At 63.5% G+C, this 16,841-nt stretch carries 11 protein-coding genes; 1 reads left to right on the top strand and 10 read right to left on the bottom strand.

Annotated elements, in window-relative coordinates:
• Nucleotides 1-20: 20 nt before the first annotated feature.
• Nucleotides 21-1,349, top strand: a complete 1,329-nt coding sequence (gene argA / locus LB453_RS17970; RefSeq protein WP_103795213.1) for an amino-acid N-acetyltransferase — start codon at nt 21-23, stop codon at nt 1,347-1,349.
• A gap of 99 nt (nt 1,350-1,448) precedes the next feature.
• Here argA and recD read toward each other — a convergent pair whose 3' ends face one another.
• The 10 genes from recD to lgt all read right to left on the bottom strand — a co-directional run bounded on the left by recD (nt 1,449) and on the right by lgt (nt 16,838).
• A complete protein-coding gene (gene recD / locus LB453_RS17975) occupies nt 1,449-3,287 on the bottom strand; it encodes an exodeoxyribonuclease V subunit alpha (RefSeq protein ID WP_103795214.1) in 1,839 nt (612 codons plus the stop codon).
• Nucleotides 3,284-6,820 (bottom strand): exodeoxyribonuclease V subunit beta, encoded by a 3,537-nt coding sequence (gene recB, locus LB453_RS17980; RefSeq protein ID WP_103795215.1) that lies wholly within the window; start codon nt 6,818-6,820, stop codon nt 3,284-3,286. Before recB ends, recD begins: the two co-directional genes overlap by 4 nt.
• On the bottom strand, nt 6,817-9,708 hold the full coding sequence (gene ptrA / locus LB453_RS17985; protein WP_103795216.1) for a pitrilysin: 2,892 nt from the start codon (nt 9,706-9,708) through the stop codon (nt 6,817-6,819). The genes recB and ptrA overlap by 4 nt, the downstream gene beginning before the upstream one ends.
• A 117-nt stretch (nt 9,709-9,825) precedes the next feature.
• Complete coding sequence (gene recC, locus LB453_RS17990) at nt 9,826-13,203, bottom strand: exodeoxyribonuclease V subunit gamma (protein WP_103795217.1); 3,378 nt, start codon at nt 13,201-13,203, stop codon at nt 9,826-9,828.
• Nucleotides 13,204-13,305: 102 nt separating this feature from the next.
• On the bottom strand, nt 13,306-13,575 hold the full coding sequence (locus LB453_RS17995; protein ID WP_224481782.1) for a prepilin-type N-terminal cleavage/methylation domain-containing protein: 270 nt from the start codon (nt 13,573-13,575) through the stop codon (nt 13,306-13,308).
• Nucleotides 13,576-13,591: 16 nt separating this feature from the next.
• Complete coding sequence (locus LB453_RS18000) at nt 13,592-13,987, bottom strand: DUF2509 family protein (RefSeq protein WP_103795219.1); 396 nt, start codon at nt 13,985-13,987, stop codon at nt 13,592-13,594.
• Nucleotides 13,984-14,511, bottom strand: a complete 528-nt coding sequence (locus LB453_RS18005; RefSeq protein WP_199187306.1) for a prepilin peptidase-dependent protein — start codon at nt 14,509-14,511, stop codon at nt 13,984-13,986. Before LB453_RS18005 ends, LB453_RS18000 begins: the two co-directional genes overlap by 4 nt.
• Complete coding sequence (locus LB453_RS18010; protein WP_103795221.1) at nt 14,508-14,978, bottom strand: prepilin peptidase-dependent protein; 471 nt, start codon at nt 14,976-14,978, stop codon at nt 14,508-14,510. Before LB453_RS18010 ends, LB453_RS18005 begins: the two co-directional genes overlap by 4 nt.
• Nucleotides 14,979-15,165: 187 nt before the next feature.
• Nucleotides 15,166-15,960 (bottom strand): thymidylate synthase, encoded by a 795-nt coding sequence (gene thyA / locus LB453_RS18015; protein ID WP_103795222.1) that lies wholly within the window; start codon nt 15,958-15,960, stop codon nt 15,166-15,168.
• Nucleotides 15,957-16,838 carry a prolipoprotein diacylglyceryl transferase gene (gene lgt / locus LB453_RS18020; protein WP_103795277.1) on the bottom strand — a complete coding sequence of 294 codons (882 nt, stop codon included), beginning with the start codon at nt 16,836-16,838 and terminating at the stop codon, nt 15,957-15,959. Before lgt ends, thyA begins: the two co-directional genes overlap by 4 nt.
• Nucleotides 16,839-16,841: the final 3 nt, after the last annotated feature.

The following is a 16,841-nucleotide window of genomic DNA, read 5'->3' on the forward strand; positions in this document are numbered from 1 at the left end:
ATCATTCATTGAGGTTTGCCGTGAAGGAACGTAGTACTGAGCTGGTTCAGGGTTTTCGCCACACCGTTCCCTATATCAATGCCCACCGTGGCAAGACCTTTGTCATCATGCTGGGCGGCGAAGCGATCGAGCATGAGAATTTCTCCAGCATCGTTAACGATATCGGCCTGCTGCACAGTCTCGGCATTCGCCTGGTGGTGGTCTATGGCGCGCGTCCGCAGATTGACGCCAGCCTCGCGGCGCATCAGCTGGAGCCGGTTTACCACAAGTACACCCGCGTCACCGACGCCCAGTCGCTGGAGCTGGTAAAGCAGGCGGCGGGACGGCTGCAGCTCGACATCACGGCGCGACTCTCAATGAGCATCAACAATACGCCGCTGCAGGGCGCGCATATCAACGTCGTCAGCGGCAACTTTATTATCGCGCAGCCGCTGGGCGTGGATGACGGCGTCGATTACTGCCACAGCGGGCGCATTCGCCGCATCGACGAAGAGGCGATCCATCGTCAGCTGGATAACGATGCGATCGTACTGCTCGGCCCGGTGGCGGTTTCCGTTACCGGCGAAAGTTTTAACCTGACGTCAGAAGAGGTCGCCACCCAGCTGGCCATTAAGCTGAAGGCGGAGAAGATGATCGGCTTCTGCTCCGAGCAGGGGGTGCCGCGCCGCGACGGCACCATTATCTCCGAGCTGTTCCCGAACGACGCGCAGGCGCGCATCGACGAGATGGAGAGCGACGGCGACTACCTTTCCGGCACGGTGCGCTTCCTGCGTGGCGCGGTGAAAGCCTGCCGCAGCGGCGTGCGCCGCAGCCATCTGATTAGCTATCAGGAAGATGGCGCGCTGTTGCAGGAGCTCTTCTCCCGCGACGGTATCGGCACGCAGATCGTAATGGAGTCGAGCGAGCAGATCCGCCGCGCCACCATTAACGATATCGGCGGCATACTTGAGCTTATCCGCCCGCTGGAGCAGCAGGGGATCCTGGTGCGTCGCTCGCGCGAGCAGCTGGAGATGGAGATCGACAAGTTCACCATTATCATTCGCGACAACCTGACCATCGCCTGCGCGGCGCTCTACCCTTTTATGGATGAGAAAATCGGCGAAATGGCGTGCGTGGCGGTGCATCCGGACTATCGCAGCTCGTCGCGCGGCGAGATGCTGCTGCAGCGCGTTGCGCTTCAGGCACGGCAGATGGGGCTGGAGAAGCTGTTCGTACTCACGACGCGCAGCATTCACTGGTTTCAGGAGCGCGGTTTTACGCCGGTGGATATTGAGTCGCTGCCGGAGAGTAAAAAGCAGATGTATAACTATCAGCGGCGCTCAAAGGTGCTGATGGCCGACCTGACCTGAGTGGCCAGCCGGCTCCTCTTTCGGACGGCCCCGTAGCTGATTGCGCGGGCGGCATGGGCCGTGGAGCAAAGCGTCCTGCCTTCGCTCCTGATGCGCCCTTTATACCAGACTTAGCCTTTCCACCAGCCCGCTGCGGCGCTGGGTTTGCAGCTGCACCGCACGCTGGAACACTGCCGGTTCGCTGTAGAGCGTCAGCCGCTTGCGCGCGCGGGTAATGGCGGTATAGACCAGCTCGCGCGTCAGCACCGGCGAGAACTGGGCCGGCATGACCAGCGCGGTATGCTCAAACTCCGATCCCTGCGACTTATGCACCGTCATCGCCCAGGCGGTGTCGTGCGGCGGCAGGCGACTCGGCTGCACCGCCTTCACCGATCCGTCCGGCAGCGGGAAAAAGACCTTCAGCTGATTCTCTGCATCGCGCAGGGTAATGCCGATATCGCCGTTGAACAGCCCCAGCGCGCTGTCGTTGCGCGTCACCATGACCGGCCGTCCCGCATACCATCGGCTGCCGATCGCCGGACGCCGGATACGCTGCAGCTGCACCAGACGCTGCTCGATGCGCTGGTTCAGCCCCTGCACGCCAAACGGCCCGTCGCGCAGGGCGCAAAGCAGCTGGTAGCGGCTAAAGGCCAGCAGAATCTCCTCTACCGGCGCGCGCGACTGCACTAACTTCAGGAAAGGCTGGTAACCCTCCGCCACCGCGTCAAGCATCGCCTGATAGGCTTCGCCGCTCTGCAGCGCCTGAAAATCGATATCTTCAAAGGCGGCGCTAAATACCGACTCAACGGCGCGCGCGTCGCCAAGATTGACCGCCCGCGCCAGCTGCCCGATGCCCGACGTCGCATCAAAGCGGTAACTTTTACGCAGCAGACAGATGCTGTCGCGCACGTCGGGCGCGCCCGCGTCATCCGCGCCGTCGAGCGCGCACTGCGTCAGCGCCGCCAGCTGCTGCGCGCGCGACAGGCTGTAGCCCGTTTCCGCGCAGCGGCAGATGTCGCCCAGCACGGCCCCCGCTTCCACCGACGCCAGCTGATCGCGATCGCCGAGGAAAATCACGCGCGCGTGATCGGGCAGTGCGGCAATCAGCTTTGCCATCATCGAAAGATCGACCATAGAGGCCTCATCCACCACCAGCACGTCGAGGTGAAGCCGGTTGGCGGCGTGATAGCGCAGCCGCTGCGTATCGGGCTGGGCGCCCAGCAGACGGTGCAGCGTTGTCGCTTCACTGGGAAAACGCGCCCGCTCTTCGTCGCTGACCGACAGCGCCTGCAGCGCCTGACCGAGAGATTCGGTCAGGCGCGCCGCCGCTTTGCCGGTCGGCGCTGCCAGCTGAATACGCAGGTTGCTGCCGCTCAGGCGGATCATCGCCGCCAGCAGCTTTGCCACGGTAGTGGTTTTGCCAGTGCCGGGACCGCCGGAAATCACGGCGGTTTTACGCGTCAGCGCCACGGCGGCGGCGATTTTTTGCCAGTCATCGGGCCGATCGCCAAACAGCGCGCTCAGCACGTTCTGCGCGGCGGCGATATCCATCTCCGCCATCTCTGCCTGCCGGGTGAAAAAGTGCGCCACCCGGCCTTCGCTCTGCCACAGGCGATGCAGATAGAGACGCTCATGATTGAGCACCAGCGGCGTGGCGATGCCGCCGTCGCTCAGCGCTGGCCAGCCCGCCAGCGCCGTTTTCCAGCACTGTGGCGCGCCCGCTGCGCGCCACAGCGCCTTAGCCAGTTCGGGATGGCGTCCGGCGAAAAGCGCCTCGGGGGTCAGCTGCGCCAGCGGCAGGCAGACGTGACCGTCCCCCGCTTCGGCGCTGACGCAGGCGGCCGCCAGCAGCCAGGCGGGCTGCGAGGCGTCGGCCAGCAGCCGCGCAAACTGAAGATCAAGCGACCGCAGCAGACGCTTCTCTACCGCCTGATCGAGCAGTGACACAATGTCCGTCATACTTCTTCCTCTTTCGGGCGACGAAACAGCGCGTCCAGTCCGGCAACGAAGGAGGCCGTTGGCCGCGCGGTAAAGATGCCATTTTGCGGCGAACTGCCGTCGACGCCGCGCAAAAACAGATAAAACACGCCGCCAAAGTGGCGCTCATAGTCGTAGTCGGGCAGGCGATGCTGCAGATAGCGGTGCAGCGCCAGCGTATAGAGCTGGTACTGCAAATCGTAGCGATGATCCACCATCGCCTGCGCCATCGCTTCCGGGGTATAGGCCGCTTCGCTCTCCCCCAGCCAGTTGGATTTGTAATCCAGCAGATAATATTGACCGTTCCAGCGAAACACCAGATCGATAAAGCCTTTCAGCATACCCTGTACCTGATGGAACTCCAGCCGGGGGGCGCGCGCCGACAGCGCATCGTGCTGCCGCATCAGCGCATCGAGCTGCGGAGCGTTCAGCATGCGCTCCAGCGGCAGATAAAAGGCCATCTCCACCAGCCGGTCCCGGTTGTTCAGCGCCCCCAGCGTCAGGCCGTCGCGGTTAAGCGGCGTATGCAGCACGCGCGCGATCCAGGCCTCCAGCACCGGCAGCCAGTGAGGCGGATAGCCGTTCTGTTCCAGCTGCGTTTCCAGCAGCGCCCTGTCCGGCGGACGGGTAAAATCGATAGATTCAAACAGGCCGTGCAGAAAGGTGCCCGGCGCCGCGCCGCGCGGGAAGTGATGCGGCGTCAGCGCGCTTTCTGCCTCCCCGCCCTCTTCGCCCGCTGCGTCGATATCGAACGTCGGCATCGCCTCCAGCAGCGGCGAACTGCTGTGCTGCTGAAGCCCGGAATAGCTGGTGACGCGCCAGGCGTCGCGCAGGTCGCGCGTTACCTGACGGCTGCTGAGCGCATCGTCGGGCTGCGCCTGTTCACGCCAGTTTTCGCCGGGGATCAGATCGTCGCACAGCACTTCGGTATCCGCATCCGCCAGCGTCGCCAGGCAGGCGCGCAGGCGGTCGGCGTCGCCGCTCTCTCCCTGCTGCACCAGATAGCCCAGCGCGCTTTTGTGGAGATCGCTGTCGCCCTCTTTTTTGCGCGCGCCTTTAAACAGCGGCGCAATGCCGACGCTGCAGTGAAACACCGAGCGGGTTAAGGCGACGTAGAGCAGGCGCAGATCTTCCGCCAGACGCTCCTGCTCCGCCAGCGCCAGACTCTGCTCGTCGCCCTGCACGTCGAGCAGCGTGGCAAAGCTCTCACGATCGTGATAGAGCGCGCTGGCCGCTTCGCGAAAGCCCGCGGCGAAAGGCAGCCACACCAGCGGATACTGCAATCCTTTGGATTTGTGGATAGTGACGATCTGCACCAGATGGCGGTCGCTCTCCAGCCGCAGCTGCTGCTCCGCCGACTGGCTGTTGGGCCGGGCGATCTGCTGGGCGAGAAAGCGCACCAGCGCATGCGGGCTGTCGAGGTGGGTCGACGCCTCCTGCAGCAGCTCGCCCAGGTGCATCAGGTCGGTAAGCCTGCGTTCGCCGTTCTCCGACGCCAGCATATTTTCCGCCAGCTGCCGCTGGTTCATCACGTCGCGCAGCATCGGCAATACGCCGCGCTGGTGCCAGAGCTGCTGCCAGCCGGCAAACTGCTCGACCAGCGCATCCCATTCGCGCTCGTTCTGGCTCAGCCTGTCCAGCGAGGCGGCGTCGATGGCAAAGATCGAGGTCGCCAGGGCGCTGCGCAGCAGACGCTCCTGCTCCGGTGCCTGTACCGCCTGCAGCAGCCACAGCAGCTCGCGCGCCTCGGGCGTGGTGTAGACGCTGTCGCGGTTAGAGAGATAGACCGACGGAATCGACAGCTCGTTCAGCGCGTCGCGGATCAGGCCCGCCTCGTTACGGCTGCGCACCAGCACGGTAATATCGGACGCCTGCACCGGCCGCAGATCGTCGCCCTTGCCCAGCAGCGCACGTCCCTGCTGCCCGGCGACCAGCCAGCGGCTGATATCGGCGGCGCACTGCTGCGCCATAAACTGCTGATAGTCGCTGACGCCGACGCCGTCGCCCGGCTGCAGCCAGAAGCGCAGCGCCGCCTGCGGCTGCGCATCTTTCAGCAGCGTCAGCGGCTGGTTCGGCCCGGCGGGATGAACCGGCTGAAACGGGATCGCCTCGAAGAGAAACGGTGACGCCATGCGGGCGAAAAGGCGATTAACGCTCTGCACCATGCCCGGCGACGATCGCCAGTTGGTATCCAGCGTGTAGTGCGCGCTGACCTCGCTGCGGGCGCGCAGATAGGTAAAGATATCGGCGCCGCGGAAGGCGTAGATCGCCTGTTTGGGGTCGCCGATCAGCAGCAGTGCCAGCTCGGGCTGATGAAGATAGAGCGTGCGGAAAATGCGATACTGCTGCGGATCGGTATCCTGAAATTCGTCAATCAGCGCCACCGGATAACGGGCGCGTATGGTCTCGGCCAGCAGCGCGCCGCCCGGCTGCTGCAGCGCCTCGTCGAGGCGGCTCAGCAGATCGTCGAAGCCAAGCAGCGCGCGCAGGCGCTTCTCTTTACGCACCGCGTCGCGCACCTCTACCAGCGCGCGGGCGATCACCAGATCGCGCAGCGACAGCGGCTCGGCGAGAAACGCCTCTACCGCCTGGAACAGCGGATGCTGCGGCGGCTCGCCTTTTTTGGTCTTCTCCACCAGCACGCGCTGGGCGAAACGCTCCAGCTCTTTCGGGAAGAGATAGTCGGTGGTTTCGCTGCTGGCCCACTGGGTGATTTTTGCCACCCAGAGCGGCAGATGTTTACTGCTGTAGCTGCGTTTATCCACCCCGGACTGGCTGATAATGCCTTCTACTTCGTCGCTTACCGCCTGCCACTGCCGCTTCATTTCGCTGATGCGCGCCAGGTTGGCGGCGTGGCGCGTCGCCAGGGTTTCGTCATCGGCAGGCGGACGTTTCAGCCGCGGCGACTCGCCCTGCAGCCAGGGCCGCAGCGTCAGCAGCAGGCTTTCCGGGCCGTTCCACTCTGCGACGATGGCACGCGCCACCTCCAGCGTCAGCGGGTAGCAGTGGCGTCGCCAGAAGTCCGCCGTCGCCTGCTTAAACAGCGGCGCCTCATCCTCTATCAGCTCCTGCTCAAACAGCATGCCGGACTCAAAGGCGTTCAGGTTAAGCATGCGCTGGCAGAAGCCATGAATGGTAAATATCGCCGCTTCATCCATCTGACGCTCCGCCGCCAGCAGCAGCGAAGCGGCCTGCGCGAGATCGTTAATCTGCTCCAGCAGCTGCGCCAGCACCGGATTGTTGCTGGCGCCGCGCACGCAGGCCAGGCGCAGCTCGTGAATATTTTCGCGGATGCGCCCGCGCAGTTCAGCGGTGGCGGCCTCGGTAAAGGTCACCACCAGTATCTCTTCCACCGACAGCGGACGGCTGTAGCTGTTTTCGCCGCCCAACCCCAACAGCAGGCGCAGATAGAGCACGCCGATGGTAAAGGTTTTGCCGGTGCCCGCCGAAGCCTCGATCAGACGCTCGCCGCGCAGCGGCAGCGTCAAGGGATTCAGCGATTCAGGGTAACTCATTGCGTCTCACTCTTAACCGGTAGCGACTGCTGCAGTTTCGCTACCTCATTCCAGGTTTTCCAGCCAGGCAGCCGCGCAAAGGCGACGCTTTCCGCGCTGTTGCCGGCAATTTGTGACGTCATCGCCATGCCCTCTTTCTGCAGCACGGCGCGATGGAAGAAGTCCGCCAGCGCGCCCGGCGTCAGCTGCTGGAGCTGCGCGATCACCTTCTGCCGCGTATCGAAGGCGTAGTTCTGGCGATCGAAGTCGCGGCTATAGCGCGACGCCTCTTCATCGAGGGTCTGCGGCCGCTGATTCAGCTGATTAATCATCGCCTGCTGATACTGCGCGAAGTCGCTCTGCGGCATGGCGCGCAGCCGCTTTTCTGCCTGCGGGTAGAAGGCCTGATAGCGCTGCAGCAGATAAGCGGGCTGCTTGCTGTTGCTCTGCAGCAGGAAGCCGATGCCCCACTGGCGGCCGATCGGCATCTGGAATGCGAAGACCGCATAGCCCAGCTGCTCTTCGGTGCGCAGCTGATTGTAGAACCAGGGCTGCACGATCTGGCTCAGCATCGAACTGCTCGCCATGCTCTGATATTCGCCGTAGCCGAGCGGCACATAGAGCGCCGCCAGCGCCGAATCGGTGCTGCTGCCCGCTTTTTGCAGGTTGGCTTTCACCGGCTTAGCAAAAGAGACGTAGCTGTTGCGCCAGTGCTGCGTGCCCTGCGTCTGCATCTGCTGCTTCAGCTCGCGGCCCAGCTGGGTCACGCTGTCGGCGCTGAGGTTGCCTACCGCCAGCAGTTCAGGGGTCGCATGATGGATCAGATTGTCGCGATACGCCACTACCTCATCAAGCGCGATTGCCTTGACCAGCGCGCGGCGCGTCTCACGCTGCGTATAGGGCAGCTGCGACAGCATCTGCATCGGCTGGATCGCCAGCTCGAACGCCTTGCCCTTATCCGCCGCGTCCAGCTGATCCAGATACCAGGATTTCGCCTGCTCCAGCTGCTGCGGTGTCGGCCGGAAGGCGGCGTAGCCTTCTACCAGCTTTTTCAGCAGCGTTGGCAGCCGCTGGGTAAAGCCGCTGGCGCTGAATACCAGCCCGTCATTTTCGCTGGTGGAGAAGCTGATGCCGCCCACCGAGGCCTGCGAGTTAAGCTCATCCAGCGCCAGGCTGGAGAGATAGTCGTTCAGGCCAAACAGCACCTGCTGACGCGCGTCGCTGATGGCGTGCGGGTTGCGCAGCGCCAGCATCACCGAGGCTTTCGGCTCGCTGGCGTAAAAACGGCTCGGCATCCAGTAGATCGGCATGCCGAAGTCGTTGGGCAGTGAGACCGGATGGGCATAGCTTTTACCATCCTGCGGGATCAGGGTGAAGTCGTCAGGAATATAGGGGTTCAGCGTCGGCATCGAGAGGTGGATCTGGCTGGCGCGCTGACGCCACTCTGCAAAGGTCTGCTCGCTGATGCGATCGACCTGATAGGGCGCATTAACGAAGTAGGCCTCTTTGTTGTGCGGCTCCTGCGGGCTGATATACCAGATGCGCGCCTTCTGCGGCGTCATCTCATCGAGGCGCGCGTTGATGGCGGCGGCGTCATAGTCATCGGCCAGGTAAGGCGCATCCAGCGTATGCTCCACCGGCACGCGCAGCATGGTGTCCGCCAGCCATTCAATGTAATCCATATCGCGCGTCAGCGAGGGATAGCGAAAATCGAGCGCCAGGACGTGAGAGACCTCGTCAAAGTAGCGCTTGTCGATGCCCTGCTCGCGCAGCATGGCGATATAGCTAAAAATCGCCGCTACCACTTCATCGCGCTGCGCCAGACCTTTATCGGTGAGCGAGGCGGTAATGGCGAAGACGCCGCTGCTGCGTTCGCTCATCGGGTCGGCGCCGGCATTGACGCCGTCGGCCAGCCCGCGCTTCTGCAGCCAGTCGGCCAGGGTATTTTTGCTGCGGTTGCCGATCAGATAGCCGATCAGCGTATCGGTCTTGCTGCGGAAGCGGTCGCTGTTATTGGCGATGCGAAACTCAATTTTTAGCTGCTTGCGCGGCTGCGCCGGCACGTAGTGGATCACGATGCCCTGCTGCGCCTCGGTCACAACGGGCACGTCGATAGCGGGCACCGTGGCGTCGTGGCTGGCGATGCGGCCAAAGGTGTTGGCGGCGATCTGCGCCATCTCCGGCAGCGGTTTATTGCTGTAGAGCACCGCCTTCATCAGGTTGGCGGAGTAGTGGGTGTGATAAAACGCCGACAGCGCGTCGAGCAGTTTGCTGTCCGGCTTATCCTTCAGCGTGTCGAGGTTGCCGCCGGAAAAGCGCGAGCCGGGGTGCGCCGGATTAAGCGTCTCTGCGCCGACCTGTGCCATACGCAGGCCGTCGCGCGAGCGCGCCATCGTCAGCTCGGCATTTACGGCGTTGCGTTCGCGATCGGCGTTGACCGGATCGAGCAGCGGCGCGGCCAGCGCATCCGCCATGCGGTCCACCGCCGGCTCCAGCGCGTCGTTTTCCACCTCAAGGTAGAACGCGGTGCGGTAGGAAGCGGTGCTGGCGTTGTGGCTGCCGCCGTGCTTTTTCAGAAACTCCGCCAGGTTATCCGGCTGCGGATAGCGCTGCGATCCCATCAGCACCATATGCTCGAGGAAGTGCGCCAGCCCGAGCTGCCGATCGGGATCGTCCAGCGAGCCGATGGGCAGGGTAAGCGCCGCCAGCGACTTCGGCGCCTGCGCGTCGGAGACCAGCAGCACCACCAGCCCGTTGTCGAGCCGGACGGCCTGATACTGGCGCGGATCGTTGTCGCTTTTGCGAATGGTTTCATTGACCGCCGTCCAGCCCGTCGCGGCCTGCGCCTGCGCGGCGCAGGCCGTCAGGCTCAACATCAGCGCCGCTATCCAGCGAGCGTATCTACGCATGTAAACCCCTTCTGTTACCCTTGAAACTGCGCTGTCAGGCAGGCGCAGCCGAAAATGGTTCAAACTGACGTACCTTGTTATCGGGCGTCGACGCGTCAGCGCTCGTCGCACCGCTTGCTATTCATCATCCAGGTGGGCCTGCAGCACCGGCAGATACCAGCGCTGCGCGGCCTCGGTGATCTGCGTAAGCTGCGCCTCGTTCAAGACGCGGCATAGCCGCTGCAGGTAGGGATCGCCGCCCTCGCCCTCCAGCTGATAGCCACCGGTCCAGGCCTGCAGCAGGCGATTGCGCGCCTTGATCTGGGTCGCCTCGTCCAGCAGCAGCTGCCGCGTTTTTTTATCGTAACTCGCCGTCAGCCAGGCGCCGCCGCTCTTGTTGAGCAGCAGCAGCGGCTGCGACATGCCTTGCTTATAGCCCTGCATATAGTGCGTCAGCATCGCCTGCGCCTCTGACTGCGCCACCGCCGCAAAGCGCCAGCGGCTCTTTTCCCGGCCCATCATGCGGCTTTCGCCGTCGCCGCCCAGCGCGCAGTAGATAAGATGCTCCAGCCAGAGCAGCAGCCCATCGTTCATGTTCAGCACGCCAGGACGCCAGCGCAGCAGGCCGTCACGCTGAACCTGCGTCAGCCAGCCGGTCAGCGTGACGCCGTCGAGCGGCAGACTCACCTCCCAGCTTTCGCCTTCGCTGCGCTGCTCAACCACCGCCGCCGCGACCTCCTGCATCTCTTCCTGCTGCGCCTGCCAGAACAGCTCGCCGAAGGCCCCGTAAGGCAGGTTGCCCGCCGCGCGATGCAGGGCGTAAAGACGCTGCGTGTCCTCCCCCTCCACCAGCGCGTTCAGCAGCTCGGCGTTGATCTGGTAACGTTCCAGGCTATCGAGCGCGAAAGGCTCGTTGTCCGACAGCTCCGTCTCTTCCAGCCAGAAGGCGACGCCGAGCCGCTGGTGAAACCAGGCGCGCACCGGATGCCGCCAGAAGCGCAGGAACTGTTCGCAGGAGACCGATTCCATCTCCGGCAGCGGCAGCGGCTGCACAAAGTCGGGCTGCGCCTCGCCTTTTCCCTGCGCGGCGGGCAGCCACTCGCGCGCAAAGCTGTGACAGCGCGACTGCGGCTGAAAATTTTCGGCAGCGAAGGGCATACGGCTGTGTAGATGCTGAATATGCCGCTGCACGCGCTGCGCGCTCTCGTCCAGCTCTTTCGCCTCGTCGCCGGGCAGGCAGAAGCTCTGGCCGATATAATCCAGCAGCTCTGTGACCAGCACTGAGGGATAGCGTTCCGTATTATCCTGAATGGCGCGACCGATATAGCTGATATAGAGCCGATCCTGCGCCGACAGCAGCGCCTCAAGAAACAGATAGCGGTCGTCGTCGCGTCGGCTGCGATCGCCTTTGCGCGTCTGCTGCTGCATCAGATCGAAGCCCGGCGCCGGCAGCGTACGCGGATAGACGCCGTCGTTCATGCCGAGCAGGCAGACGACGCGGAAGGGAATCGAACGCATCGGCATCAGCGTGCAAAAGTTAATCTGGCCGGCGAGAAAGCGCTGGCTGATACGCTGCTGATCGAGGCGCGCGCGCAGATCGTCGCGCAGCAGCGTCACCGGAATCGCAGCTTCATAACGCGCCGCCTGGCCATATTCGATTAGCTGTTTCCACTGCTCCTCTACCAGCAGCAGCGCCGCTTCCGCTTCGGCGTCGCCGTGGAAGAAGTCGTTGATCATCTCCCGACAGAGCGGCAGCCAGCCCTCCAGCGGCCGCGACTCGCTGAGCCGGGCGCGCCAGTGGTTTAGCCGCATCAGCAGCTCCGCCAGATGGCCAGCCAGCTCGCCGACCAGTCCGCTCGATTCGTCATAGGGCAGAATGCCCTGCCAGTCGCCGTGATGGCTCTCCATCGCATAGCCCAGCAGCATGCGCTCGAGGCCAAAGCGCCAGGTGTGCTGGCCGGTGACCGGCAGCGCCAGCGCTTCGGCGCTGTCGTCGTCCAGCCCCCAGCGCACGCCCGATTCATCCACCCAGCGGCGCAGCAGGCGCAGGCCGCTCTCATCCACCGAAAAACGGTTCGCCAGCGCCGGCACCTCCAGCAGCGCCAGCACATCTTCCGCGGCAAAGCGGCTGTCCGGCAGCGCCAGCAGGCTCAGAAAGGCGAAGATCGCCGGATGCGCCTGGCTGGCGCGGCGATCGGAGATAGAGAACGGCAGATAGCGATCGGCGGGCGCGTTAGCGAAAACCGCCTGAATAAAGGGGGCGTAGCTGTCGATATCGGCCACCATCACGATAATATCGCGCGGCTTGAGCCCAGGATCCGCCTCCATCATCGCCAGCAGATGATCCTGCAGCACTTCCACCTCGCGCTGGGCGCTGTGGCAGATCTGCACGCTGATAGAACGATCGTCAGGATCGAGCGGACGCTTGTTGCCGCTCCAGGCCAGCTCCTCCGCGCTCAGCCCCAGCACCGCGTTATCCTGCAGATTCAGCAGGTCGTGCTGCATAGCGTGCAGCAGATTATCTTCCTCAACCTCGACAAAGGCGTCGACGTCATCCGCCTCGTCCATCTGGCTGAGCAGGAACAGGTTGTCGCGGCCCAGCTTGCCCCAGGAGGCGAGCAGCGGGTTGCTGAGCTGCTGTTCGCCTTCGGCGTTGAAGCGCGCGGGCGCCTCAAGCGGATCGCTGAAGAGATCGCGCGACTCGTCGCTGTCGAGGCGGCGACGCTGGCGGCTCTGCAGCTTCGCCAGGAAGGCGTAATCCTGAATATCGCCCCAGTAATCGCGGCAGGGATTGGTGAACAGCAGATGAATATCGATATGGCGGCCCAGCGCCTGCAGCGCCTGCAGATAGACCGGCGGCAAGGCGGATATACCGCAGATAAAGACGCGCTTCGGCAGGCTGGGCGGCGCCTGCTCGGCCCGCTCCAGCGTCTGAATAAAGCGCGCGTAGAGATTAGCGCGGTGCCATTTCGGCTGTCCCAGCGCATCGGTGTAGGCCACCAGATCGCGCCACAGCGCCGACTGCCACAGCTGCGCGTCGCCCAGCCCCTCTACCAGCTCGCCCTGCTCCCAGCGATTCAGCCAGTCGGCGCGGTAAACCAGATACTGATCGAAGAGATCGGCGACGCGAGAGCAGAGCTGGAACAGCTTGCGCTTGTCGCTGTCGTCGTGCAGGTAGTGGCGCAGCGAAACAAACGCCTCCTCGGTCAGCAGCGCCGGCAGGCGATGCATCAGCTTCCAGCTCATGCTGGCTTTGGTAAAGGCGCTTTCGGCGGGAATATCCGGCAGCACGCGCACGAACATATCCCAGATAAAGGAGGCGGGAAGCGGAAAGTCGATATTGGCGGCGATGCCGAAGGTGTGCGCCAGCTCCATCTGCAGCCACTGCGCCATACCGGGACTCTGCACCAGCACGGTTTCAGCGGCGAAAGGATCGCTGAGGGGGTCATGTTCTATCACCGCTGCCGCGAGAATCTTCAGAACATCGAGCTGGTTTGAGTGATAAACGTGAAACATGGAAACTCCTGTGGTGACACTGTCTGGCGCGGCAAAGCGGCAGACTGGTCACTCTACCGCGTATCGCCTGGGTTGCCCATAGTGCGCGGGCGCTTTTGCCTCTCAGCAGCGTAAACGCGTCAGCGTGGCGTGCGCCCCGTAAGGCCCGCTCACCTCGGCGCGCGCCAGGGTGCAGGTGGAGATCGTGCCGCTGCGCTGCAGTGAGGTGCGCCAGCCCGCGACCTCGTGGCCCATCAGACGCTGCGCGGCGACGCGCGCCGCAGCGCGCTGCTGCCACTGCTGGCTGAAGCCCTGCGCCAGGACGCGATGATACTGCAGCAGCGCGCTGACGCTGGTCGCCAGCAGCAGCAGCGCAAACAGCGCTTCCGGCAGGCTAAACCCGCGCTGCCTACAGGCAGCGCGCCCCCGCCAGCGGGCAGTAGTCGATCCAGCCGTGCGGCAGCGCTCTGATGCGCGCGCCTTCCAGCGCCACCCAGCGCCACAGCGCCTGTTCGCTCGCCGCCGCGCGGCCTTTAAGTAACGCCCGTTCATCCCCAGCCCTCTGTAAACAGCTTTGCCAGCCCTGTTCCGGCGCCTGCTGGCAGCCCGGCAACGTCGGCCAGCTCAGCGTCAGCCCCCACTGCAGCGCCGACTGCGCCGCCCAGAAATCGCGATAGTGCTGCCGCTCATCCGCCACCAGCGACATCCCCTGCTCCAGCCGTTCCCGGCTGGCGTGCAGCGTCAGGCTGCCTGCCAGCAGGATCGTCAGTACCATGCCCAGCGCGCTGTTGCCTTGCTGATTCACAAATTCTCTCCTTCAACCCAGCTCTCCAGCCTTTCCAGCCAGCGCCCGGCGCGCCCGGCCAGCCGCAGTTTAATCAGCGCGCCCGCGCGTTCGACGCTGAACTGCTCAACGGTGAGAAACGAAGGATCGGTCAGGCGCTCCCAGCCGGTTCCATCGCAGCTATCCACGCCGCGCTGGGTTTCCAGCTGCTTTTGCCGCAGCCGGAAGCCGTAGTAATCGCTGTCGCTGTGGGTCACGCCTTCCCATTTGCCGTTGCTGTTGTCGTCCCAGCGCAGAAGCAGGCAGCTGGCGGAGAAGCTCAGCGCCGCCCCGCCGCACTCGCCGTTGCAGTAGCCGGCGCGGCGCACCGCTTTTTCCAGCGTCTGCATCAGCTGCTGCAGATCCTCCTGCAGCTGAACGCGCTGCTGCAGGCGCAGGCTTTCCCCAGTGAGCAGCGGTAAAAATCGTCCCGCGCTCAGCATCAGCACGGCGCTGACGGCCATCGCCACCAGCATCTCCAGCAGGCTGAATCCCGCTATCTTCAGTCGCACCCCTGCTCCTCCGGCTGGCAGAGCCGAATGCGGCCGCGGGCGGAGATAATCAGCCGCAGCCTGCCGCTGGCGTTGCCGAACGCCAGGCTGCCCGCCTTCGCCATATTGCGGCGGCCGTAGAAGCCCGGCTCGCCCTGCAGCGCGGTCAGGCTAATACCGGAATAAGACGCCACAAACCGCAGCTGTCCGCCGCGCGCGCAGCCGCCGTCGGGTTTCGGGCCGCTGCCCAGACAGCCGCGCTCGCCCGGTATCAGCCAGAGCGCGCGATCCTGGTTCTGCCAGTTGGCCTGGGCGCGCAGCCGCTGTAAAAAGCCCTGCAGCTGTTGCGCCGTCTCGCGCAGCTGCTGTCGCTGCTGCCAGCGCTGCCAGCCCTGCAGCGCGCCGAGGCTGAGGCTGCCGATGATGACCAGCACGATCAGCAGCTCCGGCAGCGTAAAACCTCTGTCTCTCTCTTTTTCCATGACGCAACTCTGCCGCGCCGCGCGCGCCGCCGCCAGCGGTGCAGAGGGGAGATGCGCGCCGCTTTCCAGCCAAAATGATCGGGTTGCAGGCGGCCACAAAGAGATGCGAAGAGAGGCGCAAAATCAGGATAAAAAAAGCCCCGGCGAGCAGGGCTGCGCCGGGGCCTGATTACCGCAGAGCGAGTCGCTACACCGCGACCGGTGCCTTAATGGCCGGATGCGGATCGTAGCCTTCGATCTCAAAGTCCTCGAAGCGGTAGTCGAAGATCGAGTCGGGCTTGCGCTTAATCACCAGCTTCGGCAGCGCACGCGGCTCGCGCGTCAGCTGCAGGCGCGCCTGCTCCAGATGGTTGCTGTAGAGGTGGGTGTCGCCGCCGGTCCAGACAAAATCGCCCACCTGCAGATCGCACTGCTGCGCCACCATATGCACCAGCAGCGCATAGCTGGCGATATTGAATGGCAGGCCGAGGAAAATATCGCAGGAGCGCTGATAGAGCTGGCAAGAGAGCTTACCGTCCGCCACGTAGAACTGGAAGAACGCGTGGCACGGCGCCAGCGCCATCTCGTCCAGCTCACCGACGTTCCACGCCGAGACGATAATGCGGCGTGAGTCGGGATCGCGCTTCAGCTGTTCGATAACCTTTGCAATCTGGTCGATCTCTTCGCCGCGCGCATTGCCCCAGCTGCGCCACTGTTTGCCGTAAACCGGGCCGAGGTCGCCGTTTTCATCCGCCCACTCGTCCCAGATAGTGACGTTGTTCTCTTTCAGGTAGCCGATATTGGTCTCCCCTTTCAGGAACCACAGCAGCTCGTGAATGATAGAGCGCAGATGAACTTTTTTCGTGGTCACCAGCGGAAAGCCGTCCTGCAGGTTGAAACGCATCTGGTGGCCGAAAATCGACAGCGTGCCGGTGCCGGTACGGTCAGATTTCGGCGTGCCGTGGTCCAGCACGTATTGCATCAGGTCCAGATACTGTTTCATTTTACCTCTCGAGTCTGTTGCTGCGGGCGACGACGATACGCCCAGATCATCATAATAATGCCGGCCAGAATCATCGGTATGGAGAGGATCTGCCCCATACTGACGCCGCCCTCGAACAGGCCGAGCTGCGCGTCTGGCTGACGGAAGAATTCAACGATAATGCGAAACGCGCCGTAGCCGATAAGGAACAGGCCGGAAACGCTGCCCATCGGGCGCGGTTTGCGAATAAACAGGTTCAGAATAATAAACAGCACCACCCCTTCCAGCATCAGCTCATAGAGCTGCGAAGGATGACGCGGCAGCACGCCGTAGGTGTTCAGCAGTTCCTGATAGCGCGGATTATTTACCGCCAGCGCCACATCTTCGCTGCGCGAGCCGGGGAAGAGCATGGCGAATTTAAAGTCAGGCGCGACGCGGCCCCACAGCTCGCCGTTGATAAAGTTGCCGAGACGGCCTGCGCCCAGGCCGAACGGGATCAGCGGCGCGATAAAGTCGGAGACCTGGAAAAAGGTGCGTTTGGTGCGGCGCGCAAAGATCAGCATCACCACGATAACGCCAATCAGGCCGCCGTGGAACGACATGCCGCCATCCCAGACTTTAAACAGGTAGAGCGGGTTTTCCAGAAACAGCGGCAGGTTGTAAAAGAGCACGTAGCCGATGCGGCCGCCAAGGAAGACGCCAAGGAAACCGGCGTAGAGCAGGTTTTCAACTTCCTCTTTTTTCCAGCCGCTGCCGGGTTTGTTGGCGCGGCGCACCGCCAGCCACATGGCAAAAATAAAGCCGACGAGGTACATCAGTCCGTACCAGTGCAGCGAAACCGGTCCGACAGAGAAGATCACCGGATCGAACTGCGGAAAAGCGATATAGCCGTTATTCATCAT

This window comes from Pantoea agglomerans (assembly GCF_020149765.1).
GTDB classification, from domain to species: Bacteria; Pseudomonadota; Gammaproteobacteria; order Enterobacterales; family Enterobacteriaceae; genus Pantoea; species Pantoea alvi.